Annotated in this window: 11 protein-coding genes; 6 read left to right on the forward strand and 5 right to left on the reverse strand. The window is 48.1% G+C overall.

Going from position 1 to position 15,315, the window contains the following annotated elements; translation table 11 throughout:
- Positions 1 to 130 precede the first annotated feature (130 nt).
- From K0C01_RS00170 to K0C01_RS00180, 3 genes are all read right to left on the reverse strand, one after another.
- Positions 131 to 1,720 carry an aldehyde dehydrogenase family protein gene (locus tag K0C01_RS00170; RefSeq protein WP_255568320.1) on the reverse strand — a complete coding sequence of 530 codons (1,590 nt, stop codon included), beginning with the start codon at positions 1,718 to 1,720 and terminating at the stop codon, positions 131 to 133.
- A gap of 162 nt (positions 1,721 to 1,882) precedes the next feature.
- Entirely contained in the window at positions 1,883 to 3,049 is a 1,167-nt protein-coding gene (locus K0C01_RS00175) for an NAD(P)/FAD-dependent oxidoreductase (protein ID WP_221170073.1), read from the reverse strand.
- A gap of 5 nt (positions 3,050 to 3,054) precedes the next feature.
- Positions 3,055 to 4,212 carry a Rossmann-fold NAD(P)-binding domain-containing protein gene (locus K0C01_RS00180; protein ID WP_221170074.1) on the reverse strand — a complete coding sequence of 386 codons (1,158 nt, stop codon included), beginning with the start codon at positions 4,210 to 4,212 and terminating at the stop codon, positions 3,055 to 3,057.
- Positions 4,213 to 4,598: 386 nt separating this feature from the next.
- Between K0C01_RS00180 and K0C01_RS00185 the strand changes: the two genes are divergently transcribed.
- The 5 genes from K0C01_RS00185 to fdhF all read left to right on the forward strand — a co-directional run bounded on the left by K0C01_RS00185 (position 4,599) and on the right by fdhF (position 10,491).
- Positions 4,599 to 4,856 carry a hypothetical protein gene (locus K0C01_RS00185; RefSeq protein WP_221170075.1) on the forward strand — a complete coding sequence of 86 codons (258 nt, stop codon included), beginning with the start codon at positions 4,599 to 4,601 and terminating at the stop codon, positions 4,854 to 4,856.
- A gap of 178 nt (positions 4,857 to 5,034) precedes the next feature.
- Positions 5,035 to 5,523: a dihydrofolate reductase gene (locus K0C01_RS00190; protein WP_221170076.1), complete on the forward strand. Its 489-nt coding sequence runs from the start codon at positions 5,035 to 5,037 to the stop codon at positions 5,521 to 5,523.
- A 10-nt stretch (positions 5,524 to 5,533) separates the two neighbouring features.
- A complete protein-coding gene (locus K0C01_RS00195) occupies positions 5,534 to 6,949 on the forward strand; it encodes an alpha,alpha-trehalose-phosphate synthase (UDP-forming) (RefSeq protein ID WP_221170077.1) in 1,416 nt (471 codons plus the stop codon).
- Positions 6,950 to 7,067: 118 nt separating this feature from the next.
- Complete coding sequence (locus K0C01_RS00200) at positions 7,068 to 8,213, forward strand: dihydropteroate synthase (RefSeq protein ID WP_221170078.1); 1,146 nt, start codon at positions 7,068 to 7,070, stop codon at positions 8,211 to 8,213.
- A gap of 184 nt (positions 8,214 to 8,397) precedes the next feature.
- Positions 8,398 to 10,491, forward strand: coding sequence for a formate dehydrogenase subunit alpha (fdhF, locus tag K0C01_RS00205; protein WP_221170079.1), 2,094 nt, complete (start codon positions 8,398 to 8,400; stop codon positions 10,489 to 10,491).
- Positions 10,492 to 10,716: 225 nt separating this feature from the next.
- On the opposite strand, the gene K0C01_RS00210 is transcribed toward fdhF, so the two are convergent.
- Positions 10,717 to 12,426 (reverse strand): formate--tetrahydrofolate ligase, encoded by a 1,710-nt coding sequence (locus tag K0C01_RS00210; protein WP_221170080.1) that lies wholly within the window; start codon positions 12,424 to 12,426, stop codon positions 10,717 to 10,719.
- A 361-nt stretch (positions 12,427 to 12,787) separates the two neighbouring features.
- Between K0C01_RS00210 and pdxS the strand changes: the two genes are divergently transcribed.
- Entirely contained in the window at positions 12,788 to 13,696 is a 909-nt protein-coding gene (gene pdxS / locus K0C01_RS00215; protein ID WP_221170081.1) for a pyridoxal 5'-phosphate synthase lyase subunit PdxS, read from the forward strand.
- A gap of 647 nt (positions 13,697 to 14,343) precedes the next feature.
- Here pdxS and K0C01_RS00220 read toward each other — a convergent pair.
- A complete protein-coding gene (locus K0C01_RS00220; RefSeq protein ID WP_221170082.1) occupies positions 14,344 to 15,228 on the reverse strand; it encodes a homoserine kinase in 885 nt (294 codons plus the stop codon).
- Positions 15,229 to 15,315: the final 87 nt, after the last annotated feature.

Raw genomic sequence — 15,315 nt, forward strand, 5'->3', positions numbered from 1 at the left:
TACCGTTATCAACGGCGGCCAGAGTAATACAGACTGCGATTACCATGGATGAAGAGTCAGCCTCCGTATGATAGCAGCTGACTATTTCTGCCCACGATGGTGTGTATAGTTCTGAGTGTCTGACACTAATCTATCGCACGCGAGTGCGGCTCTGTTCACGCATGAATTGTTGGAGATACCAGTATCCTCCTGCGAACTTCCCGGTCGTCCCTGAGAACTTCCAACCGCCGAATGGCTGAGCCTGTACAAGGGCTCCTGTTGTTGCGCTCTGTTTTCTATTGACATAGCACATACCAGCTTCAATTTCGTCAAACCACTGTTCAATTTCTGACTCGTCTTCCGAGAATAGCCCGGCGCACAGACCAAATTCACTGTCATTTGACTTTTCAATCCCCGCATCAAGTCCAGACACCGGGTGGATCGTCACAAACGGTACAAAATGCTCCTCACGAGCGAGGCTGTGCTCATGAGGAATCTCGGTAACAACCGTCGGTTCAACGTATCTACCGTCTGGAAGGTCAGAATCAGAGATAACAGAACCGCCAGTTAGAACAGTTCCATCGGATCGTGCTTGCGTTGAGATCTCTCGATAGCGGTCAACCGCTTCATCATCGATTAACGGTGAGACAAAGGTTTCGCGATCGGTCGGCTGGCCAACGACTAAGTTTTCGGTTTCTTCGACAAGGCGGTCGGTAAATGAATCGACAATGTTCTCATAGACATATACTCGAGAGGTCGCTGAACATTTTTGTCCGGCAAAGGAGAATGCACCTTTCATCACCCCATTCACTGCAGCGTCAAGGTCGGCCTCATCACTGACGATCACAGGGTTCTTACCTCCAAGTTCTGCGATAACCGGGCCACGCTTGCCGAGTTCCTGAAAAGTTCGTTCAATACCGACTCCAACCGCCCGAGAGCCAGTGAATGCAATTCCGTCGACAGCTTCGTGCTCGACTAATGGTTGGCCAGTTGTTGGCCCATCGCCAGTCACGAGGTTGAGGACACCATCAGGAATTCCTGCTTCCTCAAACAGATCCATCACCTTGTGTGCGACGAGTGGTGTAGCTTCGGCTGGCTTTAGTACCACAGTATTTCCGGTGATAAGTGCGCCAGTCGTCATTCCAACTAAGATTGCAAGTGGGAAATTAAACGGCGAGATAACACCGAATACGCCATAGGGACGAAGAAGATTAGTTGTATGTTGTCCAGGCGTCGGCTCACCGGTATCAAACCGATACCCATCTGCGGCTGTAATCTCGCGGCTATAAAACTCAAGGAAGTCAATCGCCTCATCAACATCGGCCATTGCTTCGATTCGGGTTTTTCCATTTTCAAGTGAGAGAGTTGCCGCAAACTCGAACTTTCGATCTCTAAGTTGGTCAGCAACCCGGGTGCATAGCTCGGCCCGTGATGATGGATCCATAGCCTCCCAGGCTGGTTGTGCGGCGGTCGCAGCAGCGACTGCATCGTCAACTTCAGATGAATCACCGACCGCAAACGTTCCGATTTGGCGGGTTGTATCGCCGGGGGAATCCACGGAAAACGACCTGTCAGTGGTGACTGGTTTGCCATCAATGCGCAGCGGATAACTTTCCCCGAGATCAGCCTTGATCGACTGCACAGCGCCATCATACGCCTCATGGAAAGCCTCAAGATCATCGTTTTCTCGGTACGTCTGATAGGTCAGTTCGTTATCATACTGGGAGGCTTCCATACTCATGCCCATTATTGAGGTTCCGATAAGTATAAAAGCTGGTCAGAATACAGATCAACGACATAACAGCGAAATGTGAGTGCTTAATATCAGGCCCAAAGGCGCTCTGCCTGCCTTTTTGTAGGTAGCATAGCCACAGTAAATAAATACGTCTTTGACTGTGGAAAATTAGGATCGGCTTCCGTCATCATATCCGCCTGTAAACTCGTTGCCATTGGCAAACCGTTGGGGGTGGTAGCGGTCTAAATCAATGGTAGGAGATTGTCCAAGCAGATCTTGAGCAATAGATTCAGCAAATCCGGGTCCTTCTTTGAATCCATGGCCGCTTCCTCCGGTGGCAAGATACATATTCTCAACGCCTTCTGGGATACCGATTAATTCATGCCAATCTGGAGGTGCAGTAATAACCCCACTCCAGTCACCAGCAACCCCAGATTCGACAAACGATGGAATCCGTCGGTCCAGTAGTTCGCCCATGCGCATTACATCGTCAGATTGTACGCCATCCAATTCGGTTCGTGCTGTGACTTTTTTGTGACCTGTTTCTCGTTCCATTCCGCCGGCAATAAACTGACCATTGGTCTCTGGTTTAGCGTATAGTCCAGTTTCTACGTCAGAAATAACTGGGTAGTCAGGAGTATACGGTTCCGGTGGATCAAAGATACACACTTTCACTTCATAACCTGTTATCGGCAATTCAACGCCGGCCATCGCGGCAATAGCGCCGCTTCCAGCACCGGCAGCGTTGACAACAAGGTCTGTTTCGTACCTTTCATTGCCAGCGTGAACTGCGACAGCCCTGCTTCCGTCCATTTCAATATCTGTCACCGGCGTGTTTGTATGAATGTTTACCCCAAGTTCCGCCGCTTTACGTGAGAATCCAGAGGCCACCATATATGGATCAGCAAAGCCACCTTCATGCTCAATAGCACCGACAGTAATTCCCGTGGTATCAACTGCCGGCATATAGTCTGTAATTTCATCCGGTGCCAAGAGCTCAACATCAATGTCCCGCTCCTGCTGCAATTCAATATTGCGTCGGAATTGTGCTTCGTTTTCAGCACCTGCCATGATCAGATAGCCACACTGATGGAACCCGCCATGTGTGTCGATCAATGCTGGGAGATTCTCGAGAATTTCTCGGCCACGCTTTGCTGCCTCAATGTGACACGCGTTCGAGTAATGATGGCGAACGATCCCTGCTGAGTTTCCTGTTGATCCCCCCGCGATATCTTGTCGTTCAAAGAGCTGTACTTCACAATCGGGGTCAAGACGCTTTAGAAAGTACGCGATTCCCGTACCAAAAATACCGCCACCGATGATTGTAATATTCATTGTTTTCAGTATGGCTTTTGGAAGTATGGTTGTTCGAGCAGGGTGTGAGTGGTTCCTATGTTTTCTTTGACTGCTGTCTCATACACATGGTTAGCCCATCCAACATCTTCCATCGGTAACCCAAGCGGGTAAAATATCGACCGGCCTTCCGGTCGAATTACGTGCGAGCTTGTAATAAGGTCACTAATGCCACGCAAATCATCTGGATGAAGTTCCATTCCGATATTATAGTCGACTGCTGCCCCAAGCGCTTCGACAACATCCCAGTCGATGTGACGAGCAATCTCTAGGTCATTCTCAGGATAGTCACAGAAGATACCATCTGGATCAAATGCAGACAGCGACTGGAGTTCAATGTCTCCAAGTGGAATTAACAACGCATCATCTTTCATCCACTGTGGCTTAAACTTTGGTGGAGGGCTGCCAGAAGCAGCGGATACAATGACATCGCTGTGATTGGCTGCGAATCTGTTGTCATCAGTCGGGATTATTGTTGCGTCTATGTCGTCCTGCATTGCAGTCTTGAACTTCTCAGCTTTGTACTGTTCAGGGTGTGAGACATACAGATCAGAGAGATTGTCAAGTCCTGCATCCAGTGCAAGAGCGGCTGTCTGACCAATTACACCAGGACCGATAATTGTTGCTGTGTCTGCTCTGCTACCTTTGATATGCCGGGCGCCAAGGCCAGCAACTGCTCCAGTCCGCATTGCACTTTCTGCTTGTCCATCCATCATCACTAGTGGTGCCCCCGTCTCCGGGTCATTAAGAATAATAACGTGCATTGATCGGGGGAGGCCTGATTCAGATGGGTTATTAACATTTGACCCGTACCATTTCAAGCCCATCTTATCGATATCCCCGCCAACGTATGCTGGCATCGCGCTGAACCGACGGTCAGGTCCTCCTTCAGGAATATCTGGATGTGGCGGATCTTCAGGAAAGACAGTTAAATGACCATGAATTGCTTGGTCAGGAGCAATACCCCCGCCCATAACAACTCGATTCTCCGATAGTAGCCGAAATACCTGCTCCATCGTCTCAATACACGCCGACATATCGGTCACCCCAGCTTCAACAGTTTGCTGTTGAGAAAGTAGGAGGACATCAACAGCAGCATGTTCGTCGTCTGGAGACGATTCAGCATTAGTGTGACGCGAACTCATATCATGGATAACAGCAAAAGCACACAAATATTTTTCATACAGGTCATATATTGCAATTTTGTTAGTCTATAGACCATTATTATTTCATACGTCCGCAGTTTTGAAGATTCAAACATGCTCTAAATGCTAAATTTAGCCAAAAAGAAAACAAAGTAAAATAATTGCAGTATTTCACAACTGATTGATTCGCTTATCGTGTGCTATATTAGTGTGATTTACAGAAATTCGAGACGAATGCCACAGGGCTTGATCCCGAGGCAGTTCACACCAGCTGTCAGAGGACACCTGTATGACAGAATGAACGCCTGTCATTTCTTTGAGTTGGTGCTGGTAAATATCCACATTGCCACATAGTTTAACACCAGAATACCTGCAATGACCAGTTGATGAAACCAGATTTTGAGATGGAGGATGAATTAGAGCAAGCAAAAGCGGAACGCGATTACTGGAAATCACTGTTCACATCGCTCATCGAAAATGCCCCAAAGCCCACGCTTGCCGTCGACCACAACGAAAACATTACCCCCGGAGCAGTCGCCTTGGCTGCCCGTGCAAAGGTTCGACTCAGGCGCTTGTTGACTACAATCCCACAGTTGAATCAAATTGAATGGGTCCTAAGCGACCACTTATCGCAGAGGGAATAGGAAATATCGACTGGAGCGAACGGAACGGGAACTCAAAATGAGGAATATGAAGAATAAGTAGTATACGATCGTGAATATATGCCGTTATCAGGCTATCGCACAATTACTTTCGTAGCGTTCAATAAATCCTTGCTTGAGTGACGAAACACGTTCAAGCCTTCATCATCACATTAATGATATGGTCGAGCTCGTCGCAATTGCCGGTGTTGCAAAGAATGGGGTGATTGGAGACGGAGAAGACATACCATGGCATTATGAAGAAGATCATAACCAGTACAAACGTCGTGTTCGTGATCATCCAGTTATTGTAGGCCGGAAAACATATGATCAGATGGGTAAAATCCCAACAACTATTCCGATTGTTGTCACGAGGTCGCCACAGTATTCATCTGAAACAGGCGCAATATACGTGTCTTCAGTTGGTGAGGCAGTAATGGAAGCAGAACAGTATAGTGATCGAGTGTATATTATCGGCGGACAGTCGATTTACTCACTGTTTTTACCCTACACTAACCGAGTATTAATTTCTGAAATACCAGAATATGACCACGGATCGCGAGTTTTTCCATATCTTGGAACAGATTGGAAGATTCAAACAGTACATGAATACACAGAATTTCAACTAGTTGAGTATGTACAGCCAAATCCTCGGTCTATTGATGGCTAACTAATTATCCATGAAGGATGAATTCAAAAACACGGAGCTAATCGTTCTTTCGAATCGGGAACCATACATCCATGAAGATCAGGATGCTGTTCGATCACCAGCAGGAGGACTAACTGCTGCGCTTGATCAGGTACTACAGCAACAGTCAGGAACATGGATTGCATGGGGCAGCGGTGATGCAGATTTTACAGTCACAACCGATCAATCAGTTTCTGTACCGCCTGATAATCCTAGCTACACCTTGAAACGGGTGAAATTATCAGACGAGGAGATAGCTAAGTATTACTATGGATATAGTAATCAAGTACTGTGGCCAATCTGTCATCAATTGCTCAGCCGGGTAAATGTGAACCCGGGATACTGGGAGACATACCAGACCGTTAACCAGCGATTTGCAGCAGCCACAGCAGAAACAATGACCAATCAGACGGAGGTAATCTGGGTGCAGGACTATCATCTTGCACTTGTACCGAAGTTCCTAGATGAATATACAGAAGAAGTGACTGTGCAGCACTTCTGGCACATCCCGTGGCCACCAGATTCTGTGTTTCGTCGGATTCCAGAATCAGTAATGCTGCTCCACGGGCTGCTTGCAACGGACCGCATTGGATTCCATACTGAACAGTATCGAACCTCGTTTATTGATACTGTACGGGAAGACGAGGTAGATGTAACTGTTCACAGCAATGGTCGAATTGAATCACGATATGGAACAACAGAAACGTACGTTTCGCCGGTCGGCGTTGATCAAACTGAAATTGAATCCAGCGTTGGAACGGAAGGAAGCCGAATGTTTCAGACAGCACTTCGAGGAAATCACAGAATAACGGATGCGGAGACAATAATCGTTGCTGTTGATCGTCTCGATTATACGAAGGGAATCCTTCATCGATTACGGACTATTGAGCATCTGCTTGAGACACATCCAGAGTTACATGGAAAGGTTCGGTTACTACAGAAAGGAACACTAACTCGCGAGCAGATTCCAGCATATCGGCAACACCAACAACAGATCCGAGAAACGATCAATCGAATTAATGATCGGTTCAGAACCAACGACTGGCAGCCAATTATTTATCGAGAACAGACAGATCCCCGATCAAAGGTACTCGGATTACTGTCTATGGGCGATCTCTGTATGGTCACTCCTGTCGCAGACGGGTTGAACCTCACTGCATTAGAATATGTATTCGCCAGAGGGAAGGCCACTCCTGGGAAACTTGTATTAAGCAAGTATGCTGGAGTCAGTGAGTATCTGGAGGGAGTATATACGGTAAATCCACATGACATTCCCGGTACAACAGAACAGCTCGCTGCAGCATTGACAGCAACAGATGTTGATCAAAAACAACGCTGGAACAGGCTGTACGATACAGCAACAAATCTTGACATTGTCGACTGGATTGAGGACGGTAACCTTCCTTGACCTCCTCCCACCTACAAAGGAGTGGGGTTTTGCCTCGCAATTTCTATAAGTATCAGAGGCCAATCTGGCGTCCAGACAGCAAGGTTATGCAACCTGACACCAAACATCTATCCAAGCAATGAAGACCGTAACAATCGATGGGATGCCGGTTGGCGATGGACACCCTCCACGCGTAATGAGTGTCCTAAATATGAGCGAGCAGTCTGGGTACAAACCAAGTGTCTATCTTGATGCAGAAAAGGCAGCTCAGCATATTGATGAAGAGCTTGTGCCAGCAGGGGCCGATATTATCGATATTGGATTGCAGTCAGCAAATCCAAAATATAAGGCAAAGGCAATTGAGAAGGAACTTGACCGGCTGGAAGATGTGGCTCCGATTCTCGATTATGTCGAATCGAATGTTCTGTTTTCACTGGAAACCCGATATGCCGAGGTGGCCGAGGAAGCGATCGGATATGGGTTTGATATTATAAATGATGTGTGTGGGTTTGCTGATCCAGAGATGAAGCCTACTGTTGAGGCACACGATGTACCAGTCATCAAGATGGCAAGCCCTTCGGATCTGACTAAACCGGGGGCATTGAAGACAATTGATGACGTGTTCGCTGCACTGGAACGTGATGGATTTACTGATCGGACAATCATTGATCCAGCATTTGGTGGATGGTATGATAAGAAGACCTTCGAGGATAACTGGGAGATGTTCCGTCGGCTTCGTGAATTTCGAGCATTCGGTCGTCCAATTCTGACAGCAACAAACCGAGAAGATTTTCTTGGAGCGCTTGCTGGCAAGCTTGATACAGATAAGCAATTAGCAGTCAGTTTAGCAGCGGCAACGATGGAAGTAGAGCGGGGAGCACACATTATTCGGACCCACGACACACCGGAAACGCATGATGTTGTCAAGGTCGCGCATGCACTTGGGGATAATCGTGTAACACAGCCAGACTCACCTGCAGTGATCGAGTTGACAAACGTTAGTCAACGAGAGCTAGCTCGGTATCGATCACGAGGAGTGGAAACAGCAACAAGTAATGATACGGGACCAATGCTGACCTTTGTTATCGGAGATATCGACGAAGAATTACAGACACGGTTGTGTACAGTTGCACGAGAGCAATCGATAACAGCAATCGAGCAAGATGCAGGATTATACATTCTAGGGATACCACAAAAGATCAAGAATTACGCAACAGCAATAGAAAAAGGACTCTCAACTGCAAGCAAAATTGCTGATCGAATGCACGAAGCAGCCAACAGGTGATCGCCAACTGCTTCGGGATCAAGTCCAAAAGCAGTCAAGTTTGAGGTGCTCTGTGATTCACAGAACAACATTTGTATTAATTATACTCCGAACGACTGAGGCATCTTGCCGCACTAAGCGGACAAAATAGAGAAATCCACCACTTATATATGCTAAGAAATGCAGTTTTAGATAGATTAGATACATGAGTCAAGAGCCAGCCAAGACCATATGTCCATATTGCGGTGTGGGTTGCGGAATTGAGTTAGAGCCCACAGAGAATGGGTCAGATGTTAATTTGAGTGGATGGCAGGACAATCCCGTCAACGAAGGGGCACTTTGTATCAAAGGGATGTCAGCAGATGATATTGTAACACATGAAGATCGATTGACGACGCCTCTAATTAAAGAAGACGGCGAGTTCCGCGAAGCGAGCTGGGACGAAGCAATTGACCGTGTGGTCTCAGAGATGGAACGAATTACTGACGAGCACGGAGCAGATGCCTTGGGCTTTTTCGCATCGTCACAGCTGACAAATGAAGAAAATTATGTCTATCAAAAGCTAGCTCGTCAGCTTGGAACAAACAATGTCGACAACTGTGCTCGGCTTTGCCATGCATCGACTGTTGTGGCACTCGGAGAAGGCTTTGGGATGGGTGCAATGACCAACAGCATGGAAGATCTAGAAGAGTCGTCTGATGTGTACTGGATTCAGGGCTCAAACCCTGCTGAAAATCACCCAGTAGCGTATAATAACTATTTCAAGCAAGCTGCAAGTGACGGCACATTTGTAATTCAGGTTGACCCTCATGAGAATAAACTATCACGAGATGCTGACCTTCACATCCAGCATAAGCCAGGAACAGACATTCCGCTGTTAAATGCAGTTCTGAAAACCATTCTCGAAGAAGATCTATACGACGAGGAGTTTATCGAAAGCCGAACGGAAGGATTCGAAGAGCTACAAGAACGGCTTGCTGACTTTGACAAAGAAGAGGCCGCAGAAATCGCTGAGGTTGATCTTGAAGATATCGAAACAGCAGCTCGCAAATTTGCTGAAGCCAGCAACGGAGCAATCTTTACTGGAATGGGTATGAGCCAGCACCGCTGTGGTGTTGACAATGTGCAGAACCTGATTAACTTATCTCTTGCAACAGGGCAAGTCGGTCGACCTGGTACAGGAGTAAACCCACTACGAGGGCAGAACAATGTACAAGGTGCGAGTGATGTTGGTGGGCTCCCGAGCGTACTGCCTGGGTATCGGCCGGTGGATGACAAAGAAGAGCGCGAAGCTGTCGAAGAGATTTGGGGCTTTGAAATCCCAGAGGAGCCAGGACTGACACATGTCGAGGTTGCACACGGAGCAGGTGAAGATGTCTTTGGTGCCTACGTGCTTGGGGAAAATCCCGTACGAAGTGAGCCAAACAGTGATCGAATTGAAGAAGGATTTAATGAGATGGAATTTGTTGTCGCACAGGATATATTTATGACAGAAACTGCCGAACTCGCCGATGTTGTTCTTCCGGCGACGTCTTGGGCAGAATCTCACGGCACGGTAACGAATACGGATCGTCGCGTGCAATTAATGCGACCAGCAACAAAGGTTCACGAGAATACTCGCCAAGACTTCGACATCCTTGTTGAGATCGGGTCGCGATTGTTTGACTCGGGATGGGACTATGATAGTCCAGAAGACGCCTTCGAAGAGCTTCGAGAGGTTGCACCGATATATCGAGGAATAACATGGGACCGAATCGGAGAAGAAGGTGTGCAATGGCCATGCTATAGTGAAGAAGATGAAGGCGAGTTATACCTTTATGAGGATGAGTTTGAGACCGAGAATGGGTTGGGTAAGTTCCGAGCAGTGGACCATATTGAACCAGATGAGACACCATCAGAAGAGTATCCATTCGTACTGACAACAGCACGAATTGAGCAGCATTTCAATACAGGATCGATGAGTACACGGTCAGATATGCTCAATCGTGTTGCACCAGAAAACTTCGTACATATTCATCCAAACGACGCAGAGGACCAAGGTATCGAAGATGGTGACATGGTCGTGCTCTCTTCACCACGTGGAGAGGTCGAGCTGAAAGCAGAGGTTACAGATGAGACAAAGCAAGGAGTACTCTGGTCAACGTTCCACTTCCCAGATGCACCAATCAACCGAATCACAAATGATGCGTTGGATCCGAAAGCAAAGATCCCAGAATTCAAGGCAGCCTCAGCCAATGCTGGCGAAGTCGGAGTTGACATCGAAAAAGTGGGCTCAGAGGCAGAGCCAGCCGACGACTAGCTGAGCTAGCACTCATCCAAGCAGTTCTGCAGACACTACATTCTTGATTGATCAGAGTAGGAGCGTCTCAGATATCCCAAAATCAATCCGTTTTGTTGTTATTCTTCCTCCAGTCAAAGCCCTGATGGTTGATTTCGTTGCCACCGCAAACGGCCGCTGCTTGAGTCCGTCAGCGGCTATTGACGTGTATCAGTAATAATAAAAGAAGAGAGTAGCTGGGCTGATTTAGAACAGTCCTGAGATATTGCCCTCAGAGTCGATGTCCATGTCAGCTGCTGCAGGTCGGGCTGGGAGTCCAGGCATTACCATGACGTCACCAGTTAGGACAACAAGGAACCCGGCTCCGGCGGATGGGTATACCTCACGGATATCAAGTTCCCATCCTTCTGGCGCACCCTTCTTACTTGGATCATCGCTGAACGAGTGGAAAGTCTTCGACATCACGATTGGGATATCGTCAAGTTCGAGCTCCTCCATCCGTTCGATGTCGTCTTCTGCCCCACTGGAATAGTTGACATCTTCAGCGCCGTAGATTTCGGTAGCAACAGTTTCGATTTTCTCTTTGATTGAATCCTCAGTGTCGTATAGATGCTGGAAGTCTGTCGGCTGGTTCTCGGCAGCATCCATAACCTCTTCTGCAAGGTCAACACCACCTTCGCCACCGTTTGCAAAGACTTCAGAAACAGCAACGTTGACACCAAGGTCCTCACGGCAATGCTCAACAACCGCCTCAATCTCCTCGTCAGTATCAAATGGGAAGCGATTGATTGCAACCACGACTGGCGAACCGAATTTCTGTAGATTCTCAATGTGCTGGTCAAGGTTTTCAAGTCCAGCCTTAACAGCCTCGACGTCTTCCTCTTCAAGGGCATCTGTGTCAGCTGGCCACATATCTTTGCCGTGGTACTTCAGAGCGCGGCAAGATGAAACGATAACCGTTGCATCTGGTTCCATATCACCAAACCGGCAGACAACGTTCATGAATTTCTCAGCCCCAAGGTCAGATCCGAACCCTGCTTCTGTAACAACCCAATCAGCCATTCCAAATGCAGCTTCATCAGCGATGAGTGAGTTTGTTCCGTGCGCAATGTTAGCGAACGGGCCAGCGTGAATCAGTGCCGGTGTGCCCTCGATGGTCTGGACAACATTTGGTTGCAGTGCATCTCGGAGAAGCATTGCCACAGGACCAGTAGCTTCAATATCATCAGCAGTAACCGGGTTGTTATCCTCATCATACGCGACAATAATACGACCAACACGGTCTTTGAGATCTTCAATGCTGTCAGCAAGTGCCAGAACAGCCATCAGTTCGGAAGCGGCAGTGAGCATGAATCCATCTTCACGAGTTACACCATTCGTTGAGCCACCGAGGCCAACGACGGTCTCTCGTAGGGCACGATCGTTCATGTCAAGCGCACGCTTCCACTCGATCATAGTTGAGTCAATGTTCAGCTCATTGCCCTTGGAGATATGAGCATCAAGCATTGCTGCAATCAGGTTATGAGCAGAGGTCAATGCATGCAGATCGCCGGTGAAGTGGAGGTTAATATCCTCCATTGGGAGGACCTGTGAGTATCCTCCACCAGCTGCCCCACCTTTGACGCCAAACACTGGACCGAGCGAAGGTTCACGGATTGCACAGACGGCACTTTCATCAAGATGATTAAGTGCCTGGCTAAGACCAACAGTCGTAACGGTCTTTCCTTCTCCAAGCGGAGTCGGCGTCATCCCTGTGACAAGGACCAGATTCTCATCACCAGTAGTATCCTCTTCTTTGAGTCGGTTGACAGCGTCAAGTGAAAGTTTGGCTTTATAATCACCATACAGTTCAAGGTCGTCGGCATCGACGCCGTACGGTTCTACAATGTCTTCAATCGGGTCAAGATCTACCGACTGTGCGATTTCGTAGTCGGTTGGAAAGCCATCATCTGACATGGCAGTATCGTTGTTCCAATCATGTGTATATATTAAAAAACTTGTGGAACTACCTCACAGACATCCGGAAATGCGGCAAATATAGCATACATATCAGTGTACCGTATGGTTCTCAGGGGAAAGATAGTACGCACAATAGGACATATATGAAACTATAAGGAATAAGAAACATGGAGTGACATCAAATCGAGTACTCACTGTACACTAGTTTAATAATATTCTGGTAAATTAAATTTTGTATAGTCAACAGTGACAGTGAGCGTGATTTGAATAACATCTGTTCAATTCACGTCGAAATATTTGCCGTTACTGTGTTTCCGACAACAACACAAACAAGTAGGTACAGTGTCAATGGAATTCTATGTCTGAGGAGACAGACTTAGAAGAACTGAAGCAAGGAACCGAGCTCGTAAAGCGCGGATTTGCGCGTATGCAGAAAGGCGGTGTAATTATGGACGTTGTCAACCGGGAGCAGGCCCGGATTGCTGAGGATGCTGGTGCAGTAGCTGTGATGGCTCTGGAAGCTGTCCCGGCAGATATCCGCAAGCGTGGAGGGGTTGCTCGGATGCCAGACCCAGCTGAGGTCGAAGGGATTATTGATGAAGTTTCAATTCCGGTAATGGGTAAATCCCGGATTGGCCATACAAAGGAAGCTGAGATCTTGGAGTCCCTTGGTGTCGATATGATTGACGAATCAGAAGTTCTCACCCCTGCCGATGATCGCTACCACATCGAGAAGAACGAATTCACATCACCATTTGTTTGCGGGGCTCGAAACCTACCAGAAGCCCTCCGTCGGATTAACGAAGGGGCAGCAATGATCCGAACAAAGGGTGAAGCAGGCACAGGCGATGTTAATCAGGCTGTGCACCATCAGCGGAACATCAAAGGCGATATTCGAAAAGTCAAGGGGATGTCACATGAAGAACGAGAGCGCTGGGCCCGTGAGAACGAAGCTCCTGCACACTTAGTTCATGAGACAGCTGAACTTGAACGACTGCCAGTCGTTAACTTCGCTGCCGGCGGGATTGCAACGCCAGCAGATGCAGCACTCATGATGCATCACGGATGTGACGGAATCTTTGTTGGATCCGGAATCTTCGGTGCAGAGAACCCAGAAGCGATGGGTAAGGCTATTGTTGAAGCTGTAAATAACTGGGATGACCCAGATGCGCTTGCCGATATTACAAAGGGTATTGGCAAGGGAATGCAGGGTGACGCAAACGTTGATTTACCGGAAGAAGAGAAACTACAAGGCCGGGGCGTATAATCTGTCTCCCATCGTTTTTGAATAATAGCGGAGCTGTCCAGCACTGAATGAACACACCGTTTTGTGTTCAGGTCAAAGCTCAAATTGGGACAGTGTCCTGTGAGTGAAGTACCTCGGGGTCAAGCCCCGAGGCTTCGCCGTCTTGGGACCACACCGCACCCGCAGGCGAATGTAATTCCTCCCGACCTTCTCCGTGAGGAGTCGGCTGGAATTCACACCCGAACACTCGTTGTGTCCGTGGGAGTCGGCGGCTCCACCACCGCCCGACAACTCCTGTCTCACCCACCATAACGGCGGGGTCTTGAGAGGAGTCGCAGTTCCAATCCAACGGCCAGCGAAGGAAATGAGGTCTTCATTTCCATACGTTGATCAGTTTGTTTCTGGCCGTTGTCAGTGTATTATAGCTTGAAAATCTTAGATTTGTATAATATTTCGACGGCATTCACCCTCGGGGTCAAGTGGTTCGAGACGCAAAGCGTCTCGTCATCATGGAAATCTCCGATTTCCAAACGACCCCGAGACACTCTGCCTGCTATCTCTGTAGAGTATGGAACAAACGTGGCCGTGTTAAATAACTGGGTGCTGAATTTTAGGACATAATGACCACACAATGAGAGATAGGCCGTAGTTGCGCAATTCTTTGTTGGTCAATCAAGGACCTCAACGCCATGTCCGATCCGGGTTTGATATGCACGACAGTCGATGGATTGTTGATCAAACGCTTCAACCATTGCTGATGCAACATCACGCTGGCGTCCAGGATAACACGTGGCGATTACACTTGGACCAGCCCCACTGACAGTTACTCCTGTTGCCCCCGCTTCTTGAGCAGCGACAGAAACAACATCAAACCCGTCAATAAGATCAGCCCGTGCAGGTGTTACGACAGGGTCATGCATTCCTTTCCCGACAAGGATTGGGTCGTTTTGAAACATACCAGCAACAAGCGTTGCTGCATGGCGAATAGTCGTAACCGTATCTGTAAGCTCTGCCGTCTCCGGTACTACATTACGTGCATCCTTTGTAGAAACAACGATTTCGGGGAGACACACAACAATTGGCAACGATGTATTAACATGAGTTGTACCAAGGTCATCCCCACCGGCAATGGTGAATCCACCAAGCAATGCTGGAGCAACATTGTCTTCATGGGCCTCACCTGAAACCAGAGCCTCACCCTCCGCTGCAATTGGGATCAAATCAGAACGCGAATATCCAAGATCATATAACTCATTAAGCGCAACCGCAGCGCCAGCCGCGCTAGCTGCGGATGATCCAAGGCCAGAAGCGGGTCGCACTCCTTTGTCAATATGAATGTGCGCGGGCGCATCAAGGGCCTTAGCAACAGCACCAACTGTATTCTTCTCGGGATCCTCAGGAATGTATCGGCTACCTACGCCAGTGACCTCAATTGTAGTCTGTTCGGCGGGTTCAACAGTAATATAGTCGTTCGGACGGTCCAGCGCTATGCCAAAGACATCAAAGCCACTTCCAAGATTAGCGCTTGTCGCTGGGGCCCGAACTGTGACCATACAGGTATGGAAGATAAGCGGGTGCAAAAAGCCAGCGGTCTCGATGATGATTTTGTTTAGGAATTTCAGTGCATGTCATGCAAAGAC

It is taken from the genome of Salinarchaeum sp. IM2453, assembly GCF_019693215.1.
Classification (GTDB): domain Archaea; phylum Halobacteriota; class Halobacteria; order Halobacteriales; family Salinarchaeaceae; genus IM2453.

Excerpts from the sequence above, each read along its gene's own strand:
- K0C01_RS00170 (WP_255568320.1), bottom strand. The coding sequence starts at position 1,720 with ATGAGTATGGAAGCCTCCCAGTATGATAACGAACTGACCTATCAGACG.
- K0C01_RS00175 (WP_221170073.1), bottom strand. The coding sequence starts at position 3,049 with ATGAATATTACAATCATCGGTGGCGGTATTTTTGGTACGGGAATCGCG.
- K0C01_RS00180 (WP_221170074.1), bottom strand. The coding sequence starts at position 4,212 with ATGAGTTCGCGTCACACTAATGCTGAATCGTCTCCAGACGACGAACAT.
- K0C01_RS00185 (WP_221170075.1), top strand. The coding sequence starts at position 4,599 with ATGAAACCAGATTTTGAGATGGAGGATGAATTAGAGCAAGCAAAAGCG.
- K0C01_RS00190 (WP_221170076.1), top strand. The coding sequence starts at position 5,035 with ATGGTCGAGCTCGTCGCAATTGCCGGTGTTGCAAAGAATGGGGTGATT.
- K0C01_RS00195 (WP_221170077.1), top strand. The coding sequence starts at position 5,534 with ATGAAGGATGAATTCAAAAACACGGAGCTAATCGTTCTTTCGAATCGG.
- K0C01_RS00200 (WP_221170078.1), top strand. The coding sequence starts at position 7,068 with ATGAAGACCGTAACAATCGATGGGATGCCGGTTGGCGATGGACACCCT.
- fdhF (WP_221170079.1), top strand. The coding sequence starts at position 8,398 with ATGAGTCAAGAGCCAGCCAAGACCATATGTCCATATTGCGGTGTGGGT.
- K0C01_RS00210 (WP_221170080.1), bottom strand. The coding sequence starts at position 12,426 with ATGTCAGATGATGGCTTTCCAACCGACTACGAAATCGCACAGTCGGTA.
- pdxS (WP_221170081.1), top strand. The coding sequence starts at position 12,788 with ATGTCTGAGGAGACAGACTTAGAAGAACTGAAGCAAGGAACCGAGCTC.
- K0C01_RS00220 (WP_221170082.1), bottom strand. The coding sequence starts at position 15,228 with ATGGTCACAGTTCGGGCCCCAGCGACAAGCGCTAATCTTGGAAGTGGC.